11 protein-coding genes and 2 pseudogenes are annotated in these 19,972 nt (G+C 61.4%); 10 read left to right on the top strand and 3 right to left on the bottom strand.

Translation table 11 applies throughout. The annotated features are described in order from the left end of the window. Positions 1-2: 2 nt before the first annotated feature. From treZ to treY, 3 genes are read left to right on the top strand one after another with little or no spacing between them, the layout of a single operon-like run. A complete protein-coding gene (gene treZ / locus P9250_RS14625) occupies positions 3-1,871 on the top strand; it encodes a malto-oligosyltrehalose trehalohydrolase (protein ID WP_310393703.1) in 1,869 nt (622 codons plus the stop codon). A gap of 26 nt (positions 1,872-1,897) precedes the next feature. Then, the gene (gene malQ / locus P9250_RS14630) at positions 1,898-4,078 is read left to right on the top strand and encodes a 4-alpha-glucanotransferase (protein WP_310394171.1); all 2,181 of its coding nucleotides are present in this window, start codon (positions 1,898-1,900) and stop codon (positions 4,076-4,078) included. Continuing rightward, on the top strand, positions 4,075-6,987 hold the full coding sequence (treY, locus tag P9250_RS14635) for a malto-oligosyltrehalose synthase (RefSeq protein WP_310393706.1): 2,913 nt from the start codon (positions 4,075-4,077) through the stop codon (positions 6,985-6,987). The genes malQ and treY overlap by 4 nt, the downstream gene beginning before the upstream one ends. Positions 6,988-7,057: 70 nt before the next feature. Here treY and P9250_RS32625 read toward each other — a convergent pair. The 3 genes and pseudogenes from P9250_RS32625 to P9250_RS14645 all read right to left on the bottom strand — a co-directional run. Beyond that, positions 7,058-7,519, bottom strand: a pseudogene (locus tag P9250_RS32625) (transporter associated domain-containing protein); the annotation flags it as partial. Positions 7,520-7,587: 68 nt separating this feature from the next. Then, positions 7,588-8,419, bottom strand: a pseudogene (locus P9250_RS32630) (hemolysin family protein); the annotation flags it as partial. A 73-nt stretch (positions 8,420-8,492) separates the two neighbouring features. Next, positions 8,493-9,614 (bottom strand): histidine kinase dimerization/phospho-acceptor domain-containing protein, encoded by a 1,122-nt coding sequence (locus P9250_RS14645; protein WP_310393709.1) that lies wholly within the window; start codon positions 9,612-9,614, stop codon positions 8,493-8,495. 620 nt (positions 9,615-10,234) lie between these two features. On the opposite strand from P9250_RS14645, the gene P9250_RS14650 reads away from it, so the two are divergent. The 7 genes from P9250_RS14650 to P9250_RS14680 all read left to right on the top strand — a co-directional run bounded on the left by P9250_RS14650 (position 10,235) and on the right by P9250_RS14680 (position 19,857). Further along, complete coding sequence (locus tag P9250_RS14650; RefSeq protein ID WP_250526541.1) at positions 10,235-11,290, top strand: glycosyltransferase family 2 protein; 1,056 nt, start codon at positions 10,235-10,237, stop codon at positions 11,288-11,290. Positions 11,291-11,312: 22 nt separating this feature from the next. Continuing rightward, on the top strand, positions 11,313-12,803 hold the full coding sequence (locus P9250_RS14655; protein WP_310393712.1) for a N,N-dimethylformamidase beta subunit family domain-containing protein: 1,491 nt from the start codon (positions 11,313-11,315) through the stop codon (positions 12,801-12,803). A gap of 337 nt (positions 12,804-13,140) precedes the next feature. Beyond that, complete coding sequence (locus P9250_RS14660; RefSeq protein WP_244829141.1) at positions 13,141-14,406, top strand: flippase; 1,266 nt, start codon at positions 13,141-13,143, stop codon at positions 14,404-14,406. An 845-nt stretch (positions 14,407-15,251) separates the two neighbouring features. Then, complete coding sequence (locus tag P9250_RS14665) at positions 15,252-16,406, top strand: glycosyltransferase (protein ID WP_244829139.1); 1,155 nt, start codon at positions 15,252-15,254, stop codon at positions 16,404-16,406. Between the two features lie 12 nt (positions 16,407-16,418). Continuing rightward, a complete protein-coding gene (locus tag P9250_RS14670) occupies positions 16,419-17,504 on the top strand; it encodes a glycosyltransferase family 1 protein (protein ID WP_244829138.1) in 1,086 nt (361 codons plus the stop codon). Positions 17,505-17,526: 22 nt separating this feature from the next. Continuing rightward, on the top strand, positions 17,527-18,720 hold the full coding sequence (locus P9250_RS14675; RefSeq protein ID WP_250493113.1) for a glycosyltransferase: 1,194 nt from the start codon (positions 17,527-17,529) through the stop codon (positions 18,718-18,720). Positions 18,721-18,744: 24 nt separating this feature from the next. Then, the gene (locus P9250_RS14680) at positions 18,745-19,857 is read left to right on the top strand and encodes a glycosyl hydrolase (protein ID WP_310393715.1); all 1,113 of its coding nucleotides are present in this window, start codon (positions 18,745-18,747) and stop codon (positions 19,855-19,857) included. Positions 19,858-19,972 lie beyond the last annotated feature (115 nt).

The following is a 19,972-nucleotide window of genomic DNA, read 5'->3' on the forward strand; positions in this document are numbered from 1 at the left end:
TCATGTCCGAACGTCCGATTGATCCGCACAAGCATCACCACGCGCATTGCCTTCCCTTCGGCGCGCATCTGACCGGCGCGGCGCGCGAAGCACCGCGCACGCGTTACCGTTTCTGGGCGCCGTCGCGCGACCGCGTGCAACTGGAGTTGCAGCGCGAAGGCGATGCCGCGCCCGCGCTCATCGACATGCAGCCGGCCGGTGACGGCTGGTTCGAAGTCGAAGCCGATGGCGGCGCGGGCACGCTGTATCGCTATCGTCTGGATGCCGATCTCGCGGTGCCCGACCCGGCATCGCGCTATCAGCCGGAAGACGTGAACGGCCCGAGCGCGGTGGTCGATCCGCGCGCGTATCGCTGGACCAATACGGACTGGCATGGCCGGCCGTGGGAAGAAACCGTGCTGTATGAAGTGCACGTCGGCGCGATGGGCGGCTATGCGGGCGTTATCGCGCGTCTGGACGAGTTGGCGCAGCTCGGCGTCACGGCTATCGAACTCATGCCGCTGAACGACTTCTCCGGCACGCGCAACTGGGGTTACGACGGCGTGCTGCCCTACGCCCCGGATTCGGCCTACGGTCATCCCGATGAACTGAAGAAGCTCATCGACATTGCGCACGGTCTCGGCCTCATGGTGTTCCTCGACGTGGTGTATAACCACTTCGGCCCGGACGGCAACTATCTGCATGCATATGCGAAAACCTTCTTCCGCGAAGGCGTGGATACGCCCTGGGGTCCCGCGATCGATTTCGAGCGTCCGCAAGTGCGCGACTTCTTCTTCGATAACGCGCTGTACTGGCTCAACGAATATCGCTTCGATGGCTTGCGTTTGGACGCCGTGCACGCCATCAACGACGACGAATGGCTGCGCGAATTCGCGGACCGCGTGCGCAGTTCCGTGGAAACGGGCCGTCATGTTCACCTCGTGCTAGAGAACGAACACAATACGGCCAATCTGCTGGAGTCGCACTTCAACGCGCAATGGAACGACGACGCGCACAACACGCTGCACGTGCTTCTGACCGGCGAGGACGAGAGCTACTACGGCGCGTATGTCGACAAGCCCACGGATAAGCTCGCACGCGTCTTGAGCGAAGGCTTCGTGTATCAGGGCGATCCATCGCCGATTCACGACGGCAAGCCACGCGGCGAGAAGAGTTCGCATCTTCCGCCCACGGCGTTCGTGATGTTCCTGCAGAATCACGATCAGGTCGGCAACCGCGCGATGGGCGAACGCCTGCGCTCGCTCACCGACGACGCCTCGCTCTACGCGGCGACCGGACTTTTGCTGCTGTCGCCGCAGATTCCCCTTCTGTTCATGGAAGAGCAATACGGCTCGAAGCAGCCGTTCCTCTTCTTCACGGACTATCACGACGAACTCGCCGATGCCGTGCGCGAAGGACGCCGCAAGGAATTCGCGAAGTTCTCCGCATTCACCGACGAAAAGCGCCGCGCGCAGATTCCCGACCCGAACGACAAGCGCACGTTCGCGATGTCGTCGCCGAACGTCGAAGGCAAAGCGGACGAACTGGACCGCCTCGACTGGCTGCACTTCTACAAGTCGGCGCTGGCCGTGCGTGCGAAACTCATCGCGCCGCGTCTGAAGGGCTCGAAGTCGCTCGGCGCTCAAGTGCTCGGCGACAAGGCCGTGCTCGCAAGCTGGAAGCTCGGTGATGGCGAAACGCTCACCATCGCGCTCAATCTCGGGCAAGCGCCGGCCACGCTTGAAGAAGCGCCGAAGGGCAAGGTCATCTTCGAGACGCCGGCACGCGCGCAGGATGGCGCGAGCGCGGGCGAACTCGGCGGACGCAGCTTTATCGCGTGGCTCAGCGGCGATGTCAACGGCTTTGCCCATGCACAAGGAACCCGCACGTGAGCGCCACTGCAAGCACCACGGGCGAAATGTCGCCCATCGAAACGCTCGCCGCACGCGCGGGCTTCGAAGTCGAATGGCAGAACGCGCACAAGGCGATGCAGCGCGTGCCGGAAACGACGCTGCGCATTCTGCTCGAAAAGCTCGGCCTGCCGTGTGGCAACGCCTCGCAGATCAAGCAGAGCATGGCCGCCGTCGATGCCGAAATGAGCGGCCGCAAGTTGCCGCCGCTCATCACGGCGGAAGTGGATCGCGGCATTGCGCTGCCGGTGTCGGCGGCGAAGTCGGGCGTGCGCTATCGCATCGAACTGGAAAGCGGCGAGGTTATCGACGGGCGTTTTACCGCGCCTAAAGGCGAGACCGCATTGCTCTCGCCGATATCGGAGCCGGGCTATCACACGCTCGTCATCAACGACCATCGCACGACGCTGGCGGTAGCGCCCGCGCGCTGCTACACCATCGACGATGCGTGGCGCGCGCTCGACGACGCAACCGACCAAGCCGCCGCTGAAACCGCGCCGCCGCTTTGGGGCGTCGCCGCGCAAGTCTATGGTTTGCGCCGTCTGGGCGATGGCGGCGTCGGCGACTTCACGGCGCTGGCCACGCTCGCGACGCAGAGCGCGAAGCGCGGCGCTCATGCGCTCGCCATTAGTCCGATGCACGCCATGTTCAGCGCCGAGCCGAACAAGTTCAGTCCTTATTCGCCTTCGTCGCGGCTCTTTCTGAACATCGCGCACGTCGATCCCGCCGCCGTGTTCGGCGCGGCCGCCGCGCGCGCCGCGATCGAACATGCCGGTGTGGCGGATGAATTCGCCGAACTCGAAGCGCTGCCGCTCATCGACTGGCCGCGCGCCATGAAAGCGCGCCTGGCCATTCTGCGCGCGCTCTTCGAGACGTTCTCGGCCGACAGCGCATCGCCTTTGGCGCAAGACTTCGCTTTGTTCGTCGAGGAAGGCGGGCGTGCGCTCGAAGATCATGCACGCTTCGAAGCGCTGCAGGCAGCGCAGCTTGCGGAAAACGGCGAAGGCCACTGGCGCAACTGGCCAGACGAACTGCGCGATCCGCGCAGCGATGCGGTCGCCGCATTCGCCGAAGCCAATCGCCACGAAGTCCAGTTCTTTCTCTTCACGCAATGGCTCGCATCGAAAGGCCTGCTGCACGCGCAACACGCGGCGCGCGACGCGGGCATGGCCGTGGGACTCGTCGCGGACCTTGCCGTCGGATGCGACAGCGCGGGCAGTCATGCATGGTCGTATCGCGATGAAATGCTGACAGGCGTGTCGGTCGGCGCGCCGCCCGATCTCTTCAATCAGGCCGGGCAGTCGTGGGGACTCACCACCTTTTCGCCCCGCGCCATGCGCACGCAAGGCTTCTCGGCGTTCATCGACATGTTGCGTTGCGCGTTCGCGCGCGCGGGCGGCATTCGTATCGATCACATTCTCGGGCTGCGGCGGCTGTGGCTCGTGCCCGAAGGCGAAAGCGCGAAAGACGGCGCCTATCTGCGCTACCCGCTCGAAGACCTCTTGCGGCTGATTGCGCTGGAATCGTGGCGGCATCGCGCGATTGTCGTCGGCGAAGACCTCGGAACCGTGCCGCCGGGCTTCACCGAACGCTTGCAGGAGCACGGCTTGCTTGGCATACGAGTGCTGTGGTTCGAACGCGAAGTGGATGGCCCCGGCTTCAAGCCGCCGCGCGAGTGGGACAGCGGCGTGACCGCTACCACGACCACGCACGACCTGCCGACCGTCACCGGATGGTGGCGCGGCGAGGATATCGTGTGGCGCTCGAAGATCGGCCAGACGGCGGCGCGCGAAGACGGCCGCGATGCGGTGGAAGTAGCGCAGGAAGAGCGCGGCGCCGATCGTGGCTTACTATGGCGCGCTTTCCAGGATGCGGGTATTGCTCCGTCCGATATCGATGCGCCTCCGGTCGAGGAAGCGCCCGTGGATGAAGCGCTCGCTTTCGTGGCCGCGACGCCCGCGCCGCTCGTCACGTATCCGCTCGAAGATCTGCTTGGGCTTGCTGAACAGCCGAATCTGCCCGGCTCGATCGACGAGCATCCGAACTGGCGGCGCCGTCTTGCCGCGCCTGTCGAGGAACTGTTTCTCGACGACGCATTTTCCGAACGACTGCTCGCGGTGGATGCCGCGCGCAAGCGTTCGACGCAATCCGACAATGTTGATTCACCCAAACCAGCCGACTCACCATGACCGTTCCGCGTTCCACGCTCAGGCTCCAGCTTCATAAGGACTTCACTTTCGACGACGCCGCGGCGCAAGTGGATTATTTCGCTTCGCTCGGCGTCAGTCATGCGTATGCGTCGCCGATCACGACCGCGACGAGCGGCTCCACGCACGGCTACGACACCGTCGACTACACGAAGGTCAATCCGGAGCTGGGCGGCGAGGAAGCCCTGCGGCGCTTCGTCGAGAAGCTGCGCGCGCACGACATGGGACTGATCGTCGATGTCGTGCCGAATCACATGGGCGTGGGCGGTTCGGAAAACGCATGGTGGCAGGATATCCTCGAATGGGGACGTCACGCGGCGCATGCACGCTTCTTCGACGTGGACTGGCATTCGCCCGATCCTGCATTGCGCGGCAAGGTGCTCGCGCCGTTTCTTGGCGCTTCCTATGGCGACGAGTTGCAGGGCGGCAAGATCAAGCTCGCGTACCGGCCGGATGAAGGACGCTTCGTGGTGGAGTACTACGCGCATGTGTTCCCGATCTGTCCTGTCGATTACCCGGTCGTGCTGCAAGAAGCGCCGGAACTCGCGCACCGTTTCTCCGGCTTGACGACGCAGCCTGCCGATCAGCCGCGCGCGGCCGAAGCGCGCAATGCGCTCGCGACCATTGCTCAAACGGAAGGCGGCAAGGCCGCGATCGAAGCGATTCTCGCCGCGCATTCGCCGGACACGCCGGTTGGACGCGAGCGGCTGCATCGTCTGCTCGAACGGCAGCATTATCGCCTCGCATGGTGGCGCACGGCCGCGGACGAAGTGAACTGGCGGCGTTTCTTCGACGTGAGCACGCTCGGCGGCGTGCGCGTCGAGCGGCCTGAAGTGTTCGAGGCATCGCACGCGCTCATCTTCAGGCTCTTTACCGAAGGGTTGATCGACGGCGTGCGGATCGATCACGTCGATGGTCTTGCCGAACCGCGCGAGTACTGCCAGCGCCTGCGCGCGCGGCTCGAAGAGTTGTCCGCGCAACGGCCCGAGGCTTTACGGCATGGCAACGGCCATACGTATTTCGTCGTCGAAAAGATTCTCGCGCGCGGCGAACCGCTGCGCCGCGACTGGCAAGTGGATGGCACCACGGGCTACGACTTCATGAACGATGTCGGCGCGCTGCTGCACGACCCGGCAGGCGCCGAGCCGCTCGCCGCGTTGTGGGCCGATATCACCGGCCGAAGCGCGAGCTTCGCCGACGAAGCGCTCGCCGCGCGCCGCAAGATTCTCGCGGAAAACTTATCGGCGGAACTGGATCGCGTGACGCGCGCGCTGCATCGCATTGCACGCGACTCGCACAACACGCGCGACTTCACGTTCACGTCGATCCGTCGCGTGGTCGCGGAACTGGTGATTCAGTATCCGGTGTATCGCATCTATCCCGTTAGCAGCGTGCGCAGCGCCGAGGATGAGAAGTACTTCTCGCAAGCGCTGAATGCCGCGCGCGCATCGCTTTCGAGTGCGGATCATGTCGTGCTCGATCAGGTGGCGCAGTGGCTTGGCGGCAAGTTGCCCGACGAAGCGCCGGTCAGCACGCCACCGGCCGAGCGCGCGGAACGCCCGCGTGAGCGCGCCGCCGAACGTGGACGCGACCGGAACCAGAGTCAAGCGACGGCTGGGCAAAACGCGCAGCCGTCGAGCGGATCGCAGCGGCGCGCGGCGCAGACGCTGTTTTCGCAGCTCACATCGCCGGTTGCGGCAAAGGCGGTCGAAGACACGGCGTGTTATCGCTATGGAAGGCTCATCTCGCGTAACGAAGTGGGCGCGGACCCCGGCGAGTTTTCTTTGTCCGTCGAGGATTTCCACGCGGGCAACAAGGAACGCTTTGCCGCGTTCCCGCACGCCATGCTTTGCACCGCGACGCACGATCACAAGCGCGGCGAAGACGTGCGCGCGCGCATCGCGGCATTGAGCGAGATCCCGGAAGAATGGGCGTCCACGCTCAAGCAATGGTCGACGCTGAACACGCCGTTGCGTCGTGGTGCCGATGCCGGCCACGACTGGGCGCCCGGCCCCGGCGCCGAAGCGATGCTGTACCAGACGCTCGTCGGATGCTGGCCGCTCACGCTCTCGCCGGATGACGAAGCGGGCGTCCAGGAGCTGGCCGAACGCGTCGCGCAATGGCAGTTGAAGGCGTTGCGCGAAGCCAAGTTGCGCACGAGCTGGTTCGCGCCGGACGAGGCGTATGAAAATGCCTGCCGCGAGTTCCTTTTCGATATCGTCTCGCCGCAGCGGCGCAATGGCTTTTTGCAGGAGTTGTCGGCGTTCGTGGCGCGGCTCGGGCCGCTGGGCGTGATCGACAGTCTGCAGCAGACGTTGTTGCGACTGACATCGCCGGGCGTGCCGGACCTTTATCAGGGCACGGAGCTTTGGGACTTCAGTCTCGTGGACCCTGACAATCGCCGCCCGGTCGATTTCGAATTGCGTCGCAAGTGGCTTGCGGAAGTGGACCAGAAAGGTCCGCCTTCGGAGCAACTCGCCAACTGGCGCGATGGGCGCATCAAGTTGGCGGTGGTACAGCGTGCGCTTGCGTTGCGCAAGCATTGCGAGTCGCTCTTTGCTCAAGGTGAGTATGTGCCGCTCGCCATCGAGGGCGAACATGCTGACCGCGTGATCGCTTACGCGCGCCATGCCGGTAGCGCTTACGCAATCGTGATCGCCACGCGGTTCGCCGCGCCATTGCTGCCTGCTGGCAGCGATATGCCGCTGGTCAAGGCGGAAAGCTGGGGCGATACGGCGGTCATTCTTCCGGAAGCGTTGCGTTCCCGTGCGCTCTTCGACTGGCTGAGCCCGAATGCGCCGAAGGCGGACGGCGAAAAGCTGTTCCTGCGCGATGCGCTGGCTTCGATGCCCGTGGCCTTGCTCGTCGAAGAAGGCGTGCCTTGCGCATGATCAAAGCATGAGTTAGTGAGACATGAGGCGGGCGCGTTTCTCACCACGCGCCCCGCCCTTGCCTGCGCTACTACTCGGCGTGCTCGACCTCTTCCTCGCGCGGATACACCCGCACCAGCACGATACGCGGCCCGTTCATCTTCTTGACGACGATGTCGAAGGCGTCGAACTCGACGCGCTGCCCTTCCTGCGGCAAGTCCCCGAGCGCATTGATGACGAGCCCGCCGACGGATTCCGCGCGGCCTTCGTCGATATCGATGCCAAGCGCGCGTTCCAATGAGACCACCGGCAAGCTGCCCTTGCCCATCAAAGTGCCGTCGTCCATGCGCGACCAGTCGGCGTCGCCCTGACGGAATTCGTCGTGAATCTGACCGACGAGTGCGCCCAGCAGATTGTCGAGCGTGATAAAACCGATGGGCTTCGCGCCCTTGCGTCCCACGATGGCGAAATGCGGCGCGCCCTTGCGAAAGCGCCGGAAAAGTTCCAGCGCCGACAGATTGGGCGCGACGTATTGCACGGGACGGACATGGCGCGCGAGCTTATCGATCTTTTCGGCATCCTTCGAAAAGCTGAAGTTGAAGCCGCGCGCTTCGCCGTCGCCCGCGAGGAACAAATCCTTCAGATGGATCATGCCGAGCACGCGTTCGCCGGAAGCATCCGCGAACAACGGATAACGGCTGAAGCGATGCCGCGAGATCACGGCCAAGTTATCGCGCATGGGCAAGTCGTTGCGCAGGCCGACGAGTTCGTGCGCGGGACGCATCAGGTCCGACACCGTCATGCGGCTGAAGTCGAGCGAATGCGCGATGGTGTTCCACTCGTCCGCGTTATACGAAGACGCCCCGCCAAGACGACGCCCGCGCAGAATGAGCTTGAGTTCGTCGGTGGAATAGTGGGCGTCGTGACCGTGTTCCGCCGACATGCCGAAAAGCCGCAACACGAGATTCGCGCTCGAGTTGAGCACCCAGATGAACGGGTACATGGCCCAGTAAAAGCCATAGAGCGGCGTGGCGAGCCACAGGCCGACTTGCTCGGGACGGCGAATGGCCCACGACTTGGGCGCGAGTTCGCCAACCACGATATGCAGAAACGAGATGACCGAGAACGCGAAGAAGAGCGACACGGACTCGACGAGCTTTTCCGACTGAACGCCGATGAGCGCAAACAGCGGATGCAGCAGCGAAGCGAACGCGGGTTCGCCTATCCACCCAAGCCCCAGCGACGCGAGCGTGATGCCCAGCTGACACGCGGACAAATAGGCGTCCAGCTGGCTATGCACCTTCGCGAGCAGACGCCCCGGCAGGCCGTTGGTCCGCGCGATGGCCTGCACGCGCGTCGCCCGTAACTTGACGAGCCCGAATTCCGCCCCGACGAAAAAACCATTCAGGGCAACGAGCAACAATGCGCCGACCAGCGCGACAACCTGAGCCAAAGCAACTCTCTTCGAAAGTGGAAAGCGTCAGTATATGGGCGACAGGCAAACGAAAGTCAATTTACGTCCTCAATTACATTCCCGCCACCGGAATACGCATGGTGGCCGTGACGGCTGCACCATTGACGATATCCGTGTGCTCGAACCCGCCGCCATGCGCCTCTGAAATGCGCTTGCAAAGCGCAAGGCCCCACGCAATGCGGCCGGCTTCGCGCGGCTCCAGCGCCTGTCTGCGCGCGAATGCCTCGAGTACATGCGCGGCCGATGCATCGGTCAATGCGGACGCCGCAACCGTGAAGCGCACGTCGGTGCGCCACGTGCTGCCTTCGATGTTGCTCGATACCTGCACCGTCGTGTCGCGCGCGCTTGCTTCGGTGGCGAATGCCGCCATGAGCCAGAGCGCGTTGGTGAGCCGATCGGCGTCGCCTTCCACTTGTTCTTCCACGAGCGGCGAGTCGAGCGTGATGCTCACGCCGCGTCGCTCGCCGATAGCCTCGCGTGCGAGCGCGACGCCACGCTCGAGAAGAGCGCGCGCGGCGGCAGGCGCGACGGCAAGCGCGACGGCCTTGGTTTCGGCACGCGTCGTATCGATCGACTGTTCGATCAGCTTGACTTGCTGTTCGACGCCCGAGCGAATGCCCGTGAGCGCGCGCTGGGCGGCGGGGTCGTTTGCATCGACCTTGCGCTCGAGCACATAGCCCCAGCTATGAATGGCGTTGAGCGGACCGCGCAAGTCGTGCGATACGACCGAGAGCACGTGATCGCGCATGAACAGCGCGGCTTCGGCTCGCAGATGCGCGATGCGCGCTGCGTTGTCGCTAGCACCCGTCGCGTTCGCGCAGGTCGAGACGATCAGCGTCACGGATTCGGCGACGGGCAGCGCAAGTATGTTGAAGACTCGCGTGGAATCGTCCTCCTCGATGCTGACCTGCGCGCGCCGGGCGCCGTTGCCCGCGAGCGCGGCATCGGCTGCAAGCGAAAGCGACGCGATCAACGGAGCGGGCAGCGGGAGATCGGCGAGTGCGCGTCCGCGCAGCGCGGTGGAATCGACATCGAAGAGATGGGAGAAGACGGCGTCGGCACTTAGGCAGCGTTGGGCCGCATCGAGCACCAGCAAGCCATCGTTTCCGGCGACGGCCGTATCGAAGGACTGAGTGTCTCCGGGCTCGACCGTACTGGAAAATGACGTGGTCACGGTTTTGGGTCCTTGCGTGGATCGGTGTTGAGGTTCTGTCGCGAGCGGCGTTCCGGTCACCAGGAGCGCGTCGCGCGAGGCCAAGCCTGCGGGTCTTCCGAGAGGCCATTATAGGTGAGCGCCTGCCGCACGAACGGCTCTGTTTGCTCACGAACTACGGGGCAATTCCAGCAATTGGCGTGCACGGACGTGCGAAGAAAACGAGGGCGTCATGCGTCCCGGATTCAACCATTGCGAAACCGCGCCGATATACAGTCAGTGCAATTCAAATGGCCGATATCTGCGGATAACCAACGCTCTCATCCGCTATACCCGCCATTTGCGAGAAGCAATTGAAACACGCGTGTCTTTTACTCGCTCTAAGCTGATTATCCGCGCCTGACAAGGATTCAGCGGGTTTTGCAGAGCGATGCACGAAATCGCGCTTGAAGATACGGAAATCGTTTGCGAAGAAGCGGAAATTTCATGCGTGCGTCGGCGAACATTCCAAGCTTACAACTGCCTATAGCATTTGTCAGGAGACTACGTATGGACGGCTGGTCGACCTTTATTGTCGGCCCTCGAACGCCGGCCGCGGCCACGGTGGCTTCAACTAAAACTTAATCCGGTGACACGAGCCTATGACACGCGTCGAGAGCGACACCCCCAGAACCTTGCTGTCGGTGATCATTCCCGCCTATAACGTCGAGCACTTTATAGCCGCATCGTTGGAATCCGCGCTTTCGCAGCCGCGCTCCGACGAGATCGAACTTATCGTTATCGACGATGGTTCCACCGACCAGACACTCGCCCGCATTCTCGAAGTGCAGAAGCGCGCGCATGGCAAGCAGATTCACGTGATTCACCAGGAAAACCGTGGTGTTTCCGCCGCACGCAATCGCGCGATTGCAGAAGCGAAATCGCCCTATATCGGCTTTCTCGATTCCGATGATGTCTGGTCCGCGGATTTCACCGCCAAGATCATGCCGCTCCTCGACGCGCAAGCCGCGGACATAATCGAGTTCAACGTGGGCATCATCAATTCTGGCGGCAAGGTGATCGACAACGTGAAGCTGATCGACCGCTCGACCATCGGCTCGCGCACGTGCGATCTCGACGCGCTGCTCGACTTCGCGCACGTGTATCAGGTGTTCCCGGCCGCGCGTGTCTACAAGCGCGAATTGTGGGACGGCATCGAGTTTCCGGCAGGCCGCGTGTACGAAGACGCCGCCGCCATTCCGCTCGTCTACGCGCGTGCCCGCACGCTGCATCGTCTGGCCGACGAACTGTATTCGTATCGCCGCCGCGCGGGCAGCATCACGACCAAGGCCACGACCTATACAGTCACGAGCCTCACGATCTGCGCGGAAGAAACGCTGCAACGCTGCGATGGCGGTCCATACGACGCCTTCTGGCTCGCCATGTTCCACAAGATTTTCGGCTATGCGTGCCACCAGGCCGCGCGCGTGGATGCCCGCGCCTATAACGATGCGATCCGCGCGATCGAAGCCACGGCGGAGCGATATCGCGTGTTCGCGACGCAGCGCGGCGAAGAATCGAAGGAATTGCGTTTCCACAAGAAGATTGCCGCGGACCGCCGCCTGTTTCTCGCCAAGCGCCTGATCAAACGCGTGCTGGGCATGGAACTTCGCGCGCCCGCCGCCGCGCCGCGCGCGATGCCCGCAGGCAACCGATGACTCCGCGTATAAAGGCGCACTGATGCAGATCTATCCGATCAAGCCCGGCTTCACCGCTGGCGAACCGTTCGAAATCGCCGTGCAACCGGGATCGCGGTTTTCCATCGCCATCTATCGGCAAGGGCATGACGAGAATCTGACGAGCGTGGGCGGCGTGGCCGTTCAGGCAGGCGGCGCCGTTACGGCGGAACTCAAGCACGGCAAGTACGTGTTCCAGTCGCCGGGCCGCATGACGCCCGTGCGCTTCGACGAAGACTGGGGCTGGCCGACCATCACCATCAAGCCGAACACGGCGTCGCTCGAAACGGGCGCGTATGTGGTGATCGCGTATGAAGTCGGCGGCAAGGGCGAGCCCCTGACCGAGCTCGGTCGACGCGCCGCCACGCACAAGCCGATCTTCGCGGGACCGCCCGACAGCGACAGCACGGCGCTCGTCATCGCGCGGCCGCGCAAGCCTTCCGCCGATATCGCGTATATCGTGCCGATCAACACGTATCACGCATACAACTCCATCGGCGGCGGCTGTTACTACGGCGACCCGATTCATCGCACGAAGCCCGCGACACGCGTGAGTCTTCGTCGGCCAGGCGGCGGTCTTGGCGCGCAACTCGGCGAGCCGAACGATCCCTATGATTCGCGCTCGCCGCGTCAGCAATTCACGCATTGGGATGCGAAGTTCATTCGCTGGCTCAAGGCGGAAGGAATTGCTTGCGACTTCTACACCGACCACGATCTGCATCGCGGCACGGATCTCAAGCTCGCGAACTACCGCTGCATGTTGAGCGTGGGGCATCACGAATACTGGACCACGGAGATGCGCGAGCGCGTGGCGGGCTTTATCGCGCAAGGCGGCAACCTCGCGGTCTTCAGCGGCAATACGTGCTTCCGTCCGGTCGATTTCGGCGATGCGCCTATCGAAGGCGATCTCAAGATCATGAACCGGCTTGCCGAGAAATGGCCCGATCACGATGAATCGAATCTCATCGGCCTGAGCTATGGTTACGGCGGCGGAAAATACGGCGAATGGAAACGCTTGCGCGGCGGATGGATCAGACGCGAGCGCGAAGCGATCGGATTTACGGTGCGTCAGGCGAATCACTGGGTCTTTGCAGGCACCGGCTTGCGAGAAGGTCAGACGTTCGGCGCGGAAGATCGTCTCGTAGGCTATGAAGTGGATGGCGTTCCGCCTGTCGCGAATGGCTTCGTGACGCTTGCGGATACCGTCAAGCTCACGGGCTGGGATGTCGGCGGCGCGGGCGCAATGGGCGTCTTCAAGCCCGATGCGAATGGCTCGCCAGAACAAGGCGAAGTGTTCAATGGCGGCACCACGGACTGGGCGCGCGTCCTAATGAACACGAGCGCGCAGAGCCATGTCGTCGTCGATCAGATCACGCGTAACGTCGTGCGCCGGTTCATCGGCTTGCCGCCGCTCGTGATCGAGCGACACGACACGCTTTTGGACCAAATAGTGAACAACGAGAGCGAGATTGCTAGCGCGATGCTCGCCCAATAGTCAAGTGGTAGCCGGCAGTGTGCGTGTGCAAACCCACTGACGAATAAATTTTTTTATTGTTAAATACGTTCGGCACGACAACATGAACCGCTTCGCGTGGGCTTACCGCTCGAGAGCGGTTCATGTCGTTCATACTTGCGCTCCTTTGCCCTGAGGCCAAGGCGAGGATGTGTCTAACCCCATTGGTCTTGCTGCGCTCGAAGTGGCGCATGCGCCTGACGAAACGATTCGTTACACGCGTTGTCATGCAATGCCCTTTTAAACGGGCGAACATGCGACAAGGCCGCAAACTGCGTTACCGCGATCAGTCAGCGCTCAAGCCGGAACCTATCGTTACATGGCATCTTTTCGAAAGAACTTCACCATTCTGATGACGTTGCAGGTATCCACATACCTCGCACCGCTTCTCACGCTGCCGTGGCTTGCGCGCGTACTCGGCCCCAGCGAATATGGACGCCTTTCGTTCGCACTCGCCTTCTCCGCTTATTTCATCACGCTTACGAATTACAGTTTCTCGTTGACGGCGACACCAAGAGTCTCGATCAATCGCGATGACCGCGCCATGCGCTCGCAGGTCTTCTGGGAAACCATCCTCACGCAAAGCGTGCTTGCGCTTGCAGGATTCATCATCCTGCTCGCGGTGACGTTCATCGTGCCGTATCTTGCGGAAAACCGCGACTTGCTGCTATTGGGCTTCGGCATGGCGGTTGGCTCCATGCTCATTCCCACGTGGTATTTCCAGGGCGTGGAAGACCTCGGCATGATCAGCGTATTCGTATTCATCGGACGCGCCTTGAGCATTCCGGCGATGTACCTCTTCGTGCGTCATCGCGGCGATGTCGATATCGCCATGGCCGTCAACACGCTCGTGCCGTTGTGCTCGGGCATCGCAATTTGCACGTATTTGTATTTTCGACGCGAACTCGACTTCGTGCCGGTATCGCTGCCGACCATCTTCACGCGCCTCAAGGAAGGATGGAGCGTGTTCATGGCCACGTCGCTCGTCGATATCTATGCATCGAGCAATATCGTCTTGCTCACCTTCATTGCGGGCAACGTGGCGGGCGGCTACTTCGCGGCCGGCGACAAGCTGATTCGCGCGGCGTTGAACATGCTTCAGCCGCTCAAGACGGCCGCTTATCCGCGCGTGAGCTTCCTCATGCATCATGCGCGCGATGACGCCTTCGCCTTTCTGCGCAAGATGTTCGTGCTGCAAGGGTCGATCGTCTCGCTCATCTCCGTATGCATTTTCTTCGGCGCGCCGCTTGCCGTGAAACTGCTTTATGGCCCCCAGTTCGCGCCGACCGTCGACGTGCTGCGCTGGATGGCATTCGTCCCGTTGATGGCCGGCCTCTCCGATCTCTTCGGCGTTCAGACCATGCTTCCACTCGGCATGAAGGCGCAATTCAGCCGTGTACTCATCGCTTCGGCTGTTCTGAACTTCGGTCTTCTCGCCGTGCTTGCCAGACTCTTCGGCGAGCAAGGCGCGGCAGCCACCGTGCTGATCGTCGAGACGTCGATTGCCACCGCAATGTTCTGCACCCTGCACTTCCAGGGCGTACCCCTGCTCCGGCGCGCCATGCCGGAAAGCGCCGGTTCCTGACCAGGCTTGAATCGTGCACAAGGCACGTTTGCATCGGCATGACGAGCTTTAAACGGCCCCGTCATGCGGTGCACGGTTAGCCACTTCTACCTAATGTCCAAACGATTCACGCTCCCACATTTCCGTTCGACGACGCACCGTTACTGCAAAAGTTGCGTTTTTGTATGTGTCGAAACGCACGGACGCCAATTGTTTGAGCCGATATCGTATTAGTAACAACATCAGGTAGGCAGGGTGAGGACCGGAATGAACTCAAACGACCCGACGCTCGAACGTGTGCGAGAACTCGCTGATCGTGCAGACAGGCTGCGTATGCAGTCCGTCGCGATTCCGCTCAAGGAACTCAAAGCCCTTGTGCAACTTTGCGACCAAGCACTCGAACAGAAATTCGCTTGGCTCAAGGCCGAATCGGAAGTCGATTAGCCCGCTGCCTTGCTCGCTTGCATTCGTCTTTAACTGCGTGAACAAACTGTCGACGCTGGCCTAAGAATTCTTTAGACCAGTTCGCAGTTTTGATTTTCCTTATGCCAGATTCGCTAACGCGGGCTTTGCAAAGCCGATTAGCAGGGGAATCAGCAAGTCCGTGTGCGTTGCCGCCCGGTTCTGAGAGATCGAGGCGCACCGGTTAGGTTGCATATGTATTAATCGAACAGAAAAACTCAGGTCGATTAGTGATACTGCATTCCAGGCCGTCATAGATGCCTCCTTCGACGGAACCGATAACGGACCCAGCGAGGCGCGTTGGCAAGCGGAGCTCACCACTCCACCTATAAACACAAGACCGCCGTGCCTTCTCAATTGCGAATGCCGCGGGCGCTCGGCTTTTGCTCATTGCAGAGTTCTATATGAAAGAGATCGTACATATAACCGAAGCCTTTGGAGGGGGAGTCCTCTCCATGCTCACTCAGCTCTCGAACCGTGCTGCGGCTGCAGGCGTCGGCGTCACGATCCTCCACTCCATCCGGCCCGAAACGCCGAACAACTTCGCGAGCCTCTTTCATCCGGCCGTGAAGCTCGTCTACGTGAGCATGTTTCGCGAAGTCAGTGTGAAGAAAGACTGGACGAGCATGTGGGAGTTGGTGCGCAAGCTCAAGGAATGCAATCCGTCGGTCGTGCATTTGCATTCGTCCAAGGCGGGTGTGCTGGGACGGGCCGCCGCGCGCATTGCCGCGCCGCGTGCCCGCGTGTTCTATTCGCCGCATGGCCTTGCGTTTCTGCGTCGCGATGTATCGGCGGCAAAGCAGTTTGCTTATCTCAGCTTCGAGCGCATTGCAGCACGCATGGGCGGCACCATTGTCGCGTGCTCCAAGAGCGAACAGCACGAGATAGAAACGCAGATGCGCACGCGCAACACGGAGATGATCGAGAACGGCGTCAACGTGCTGGAGATTCCTTCGCGTCTTGAGAAAGACGGCCGTGAAGTCGTGGTCGGCATGAGCGGACGCGCGTCGTTCCAGAAGAATCACGAAGCCTTCGTGCAGCTCGCCACCGATCTGCGCAACTCCACGACGCAATTCTTGTGGATCGGCGGAAACCTCGATGAATTGCCCGGTCAGACTGCCAGCGATTCAGTCGTATGCAGCGGCTGGGTCACGCGTGAACGCGCGCTCGCCCTGACCTCCGGCCTCGACATCTATGTGCAGACCTCGCGCTGGGAAGGCATGCCGATCGCGTTGATCGAAGCGCAGGTCGCGGGCATTCCCGCTGTCGTGACAGACGTGGTCGGCAATCGCGATGTCGTCTTGCACGGGCAGACTGGCTTCGTCGCCACGACGCACGAAGACATGCAAAAGTACATCGCCATGTTGCGCGACGACCCTATCCTGCGTGCGCGCATGGGCGAAACCGCGAAAAGAACGGCTAGCCGGCGCTTCTCGATGGAAGCCATCTTCCGCAAGTGGCTCTCGGTATACGAATTCGGTTCGGACAGGTACTTGAAAGAGCCCGTCGAATCGAACGAATTCGAATCGTACGAACCCACTTCCGAATCACAGTACTGACCCGCCCGAGACATGGACACATCAATTGCCCCGAACAAGCTCGTCTACAACGGCAGGTTCACGAGTCAGAAGACCACCGGCGTACAACGCGTTGCGCGCGAGCTCGTAGCCGCGCTCGTCAAGCTGCCGCAAGGCTCGCATGTGACGCTTGCCGTGCCGCCGCAAGACGGGCTCGAACCCGTGGCCGGCGTCGAAACCGTGAAGCTCGGCTTCGGTAAAGGCGTGCTGTGGGAACAATTCGTCCTGCCACTCTTTGCGGGCCGCTCGCGCATTGTCAATCTGAGTAACTCGGGTTCGATCTTTCGCGCGAACCAGGTCATCTACATGCACGATGCCGCGGTGTTCGACACGCCCGCGCACTTCTCGTGGAAGTTCCGCATGTGGTATCGCGTGATGTTCTGGATTCTCGCGCGCACGTCGAGTTGCGTGATGACGAATTCGGAGTTCTCGCGCGACCGCCTCGCGCATCATGTCGGTGTGGATGCCAAACGTATCGGCGTCGTGCCGCTCGCAGCGGACCATCTCGATCACGTCGTGCCGGACCGGTCCGTCATCAAGGATCTCGATCTCACGCCGAACCGGTACGTGCTTGCAGTAAGCAGCATGAACCCGACAAAGAACTTTCAACGTCTTGTCGACGCCTTCATTCGACTGAACGATCCGTCTATCGACCTCGTTATTGTCGGCATGAAGAACGCCACTATTTTTGGCCGCGCGCATGATCTCTCGAGTGCGCCTAACATCAAGCAAGCGGGCTACGTGAGCGATGAAAAGCTCAAAGCTTTATATCAGGATGCAGCTTGCTTTCTTTATCCTTCGATTTACGAAGGATTCGGCATTCCGCCGCTGGAAGCCATGCGCAATGGCTGTCCGACGCTTGTCGGACGCGCAGCGGCGCTGCCGGAGACGTGCGGCGACGCATCAATCTATTGTGATCCGTACTCCGTCGAGGATATTTCGGCTAAGCTGCGCGAATTGCTCGACTCGCCGGCACTAAGCGAGGATCTCAAGCAGCGCGGCATTGCACACGCGGAGAAGTATCGCTGGACGGAAAGCGCGCGCATGCTCATGCAGTTCATCGACAAGCCATCGCGTTGAACGCGTTTTTGGGGGAAGGCCGGTGAAGTTAGGTATTTACTGCGATTCGGGCATCAATGGCGGGCACGAGGAAATGCTCAAGCGCCTGATGCTTGCGCTCGTCGCAAGCACAGGTATCGAGACGCTTAACATTCTCGTGCCGACCGCTAATGAACCGCTTTTTCGTTATGTAAGCGAACTATCGCTCAAGCATAAGAAAGTGAAGGTCATCGGTCTTACCTATACGGCCGAATCGCTGCGCGGAAACATGATCGAACTCGTCCGCATGGTGCGCTCCACGGCCGCCATCCTGCGTAGTCTCGAACTCGAAAAATTGCTGATCGCGCAAGGCACCATCGCTTCCGGTCTCGCAGGTCTTTTCGCCGCGCGCCAGGCGCGTGTCACCGCCGTGAGCTATCTTCCTCTCGTGGATGAAGCGCCGGAAAACGCGGGCGCCGCCGAGAAGATCAAGTGGCTCATCAAGCGCGTGTTGTATCGCATGCCGGATGAATTCGTCACGCTCAACGAGCACTTGCGTGGCAAATTGCGCGCACTTGCGCCGCGTGCGCGGACCACGATCCTCGAAAACTATGTCGATGACCGCTTCAGCCGTTCAACGCTCACGCGTTCGCAAGCACGCGCATCGCTGGGTCTGCCGGATGACGGCACCACGATCATCGCGCATATCGGCAGATTGAATTTCCAGCAGAAGCGTCAGGACTTTCTGATGCAGGCTATCGAAAGTCACAAGGAAGCGTTCGCGCGAACGCTGGTGCTGATCGTCGGCGAAGGACCGGATGCGGAGCGTCTCGAAGCAATCGTCGAGAAGAGTCCCGCGCTTGCCGCATGCGTGCGTATTGTCGGGCCGCAGAAGGACGTGCTGCCGTATATCGTCGCAAGCGACACGCTCGTGTTGCCTTCAGCGTATGAAGGCGTGCCGCTCGTGATGATCGAAGCGGTGCTCGCGGAACGTCCAGTTGTCGTGTCACGGGTGTCGGGTCTCGAATCTTATCTGCCCGATGCGCTGCTGTTTCCCGTCGACGATTCCGCGTCTTTCGTAAAGCGAGTCTTCTCGGCGAGCACCTACTCGATGGCCGCGCTCACGCGCGACTTCCGCCGCCGCTTCTCGCGTGAAGTTTTCGACGCGCAAGCGCAAAGCATCCTGACGAGCGCATCGAGCTCGCGCGGCGCGGCCAATCCCGCCACGCGCGAGCATTCGGACATGCTGGCCAAATAGTTTCGCCTTCCCGAGGTCCAGATATTGAAGCGAACGATTCTGATCGTAGTCGCCTTCTTCGGCGCAATGTTTTGCGGCTCCGTTCTGCTCTTCGCGCGCAGCGGCAGTCCCGATGCGTATCACGCAAGCCGCACCGGCGGCGCCAAGGCCGATGCCAATGCCGACACCCCATCATTCGCCGCACCCAAGATGAAATGCGGCAATGAGTCGGCCGGCGTGTTCTACGGCATTGCTGGCCATATCGAACATCGCGGTGCGTATCGCACGAGCGACTATGGTTTGCAGATTTCGCAGCTGCGCGAACTCGGCGTCACCATGTACGCCCAGGACGTCTCGAACGAAGAAAGCGCGCACATGGTCGCGGACTTCGCGCGTCAGGCGTCCAGGCAGTGCATCGGCGTGCTTGCCCTCGTGACACCGTTCGAAGTGCAGAAGCGCGCCAACGAAGCGGAAGCCTTCGCGCGCGGCTACGAACTCGGCAAGCTCTCCGGACGCATTCTGAAGGGCGTGGTGACCTACTATCAGGTGGGCAACGAGTACGACAATTGGACCATACGCGGCGATGACCGCAGCGGCGAGCATCCGTCGGATTACGACAACGCGATGTACATGAAGGCGCGCGGCTCGATCCTCGGTCTCATCAAGGGCGTTCGCGAATCCAACCCCGACGCCAAGATTCTGCTCACGTCGTTCAGCTGGCTGCATTTCGCCTTTCCGGACATGCTCTTTTCCGGCACGCAGCCGGACGGAACCAAAGGGCATCCCGTGCCGCAATGGGACATTACCGTGTGGCATTGGTATTCCGACATGGGTTCGATCACGGCAGCGGGATCGCAAAAGACCAACGTGCTGGAGCGTTTGCGCGACAGTTACGGCAAGCCGATCTGGATCACGGAATACGGTGTACGTCCGGATCATCCGGACCCTTCGGGGTATCTCGTGGGAAAGAACGCGCTGGGCGGTTTCGTCTCGATGGCGAAGACCTATGGCATTCAGAACGTGACGCTCTACGAGCTTTACGACGACCAGCGCTTTGGTGGCGACGGCAACTACGGCGTGATTCACGACGACGGTAAAACGAAAAAACCACGCTTCGACGTGGTCCGCGAATTCATCAAAGCCAACCCTATGCCGTGAGTGCGTGCCCGGGCTCAGGCAAACCGCGCATTATCGCCCAAATCCGCCATCGCGCAAGCGGCATGCCTGACCTTTCGAGCATTACAACGTTCGGTACTTAACAGACGCAGATAAC

The organism is Caballeronia sp. LP006 (genome assembly GCF_031450995.1).
Taxonomy (GTDB): domain Bacteria; phylum Pseudomonadota; class Gammaproteobacteria; order Burkholderiales; family Burkholderiaceae; genus Caballeronia.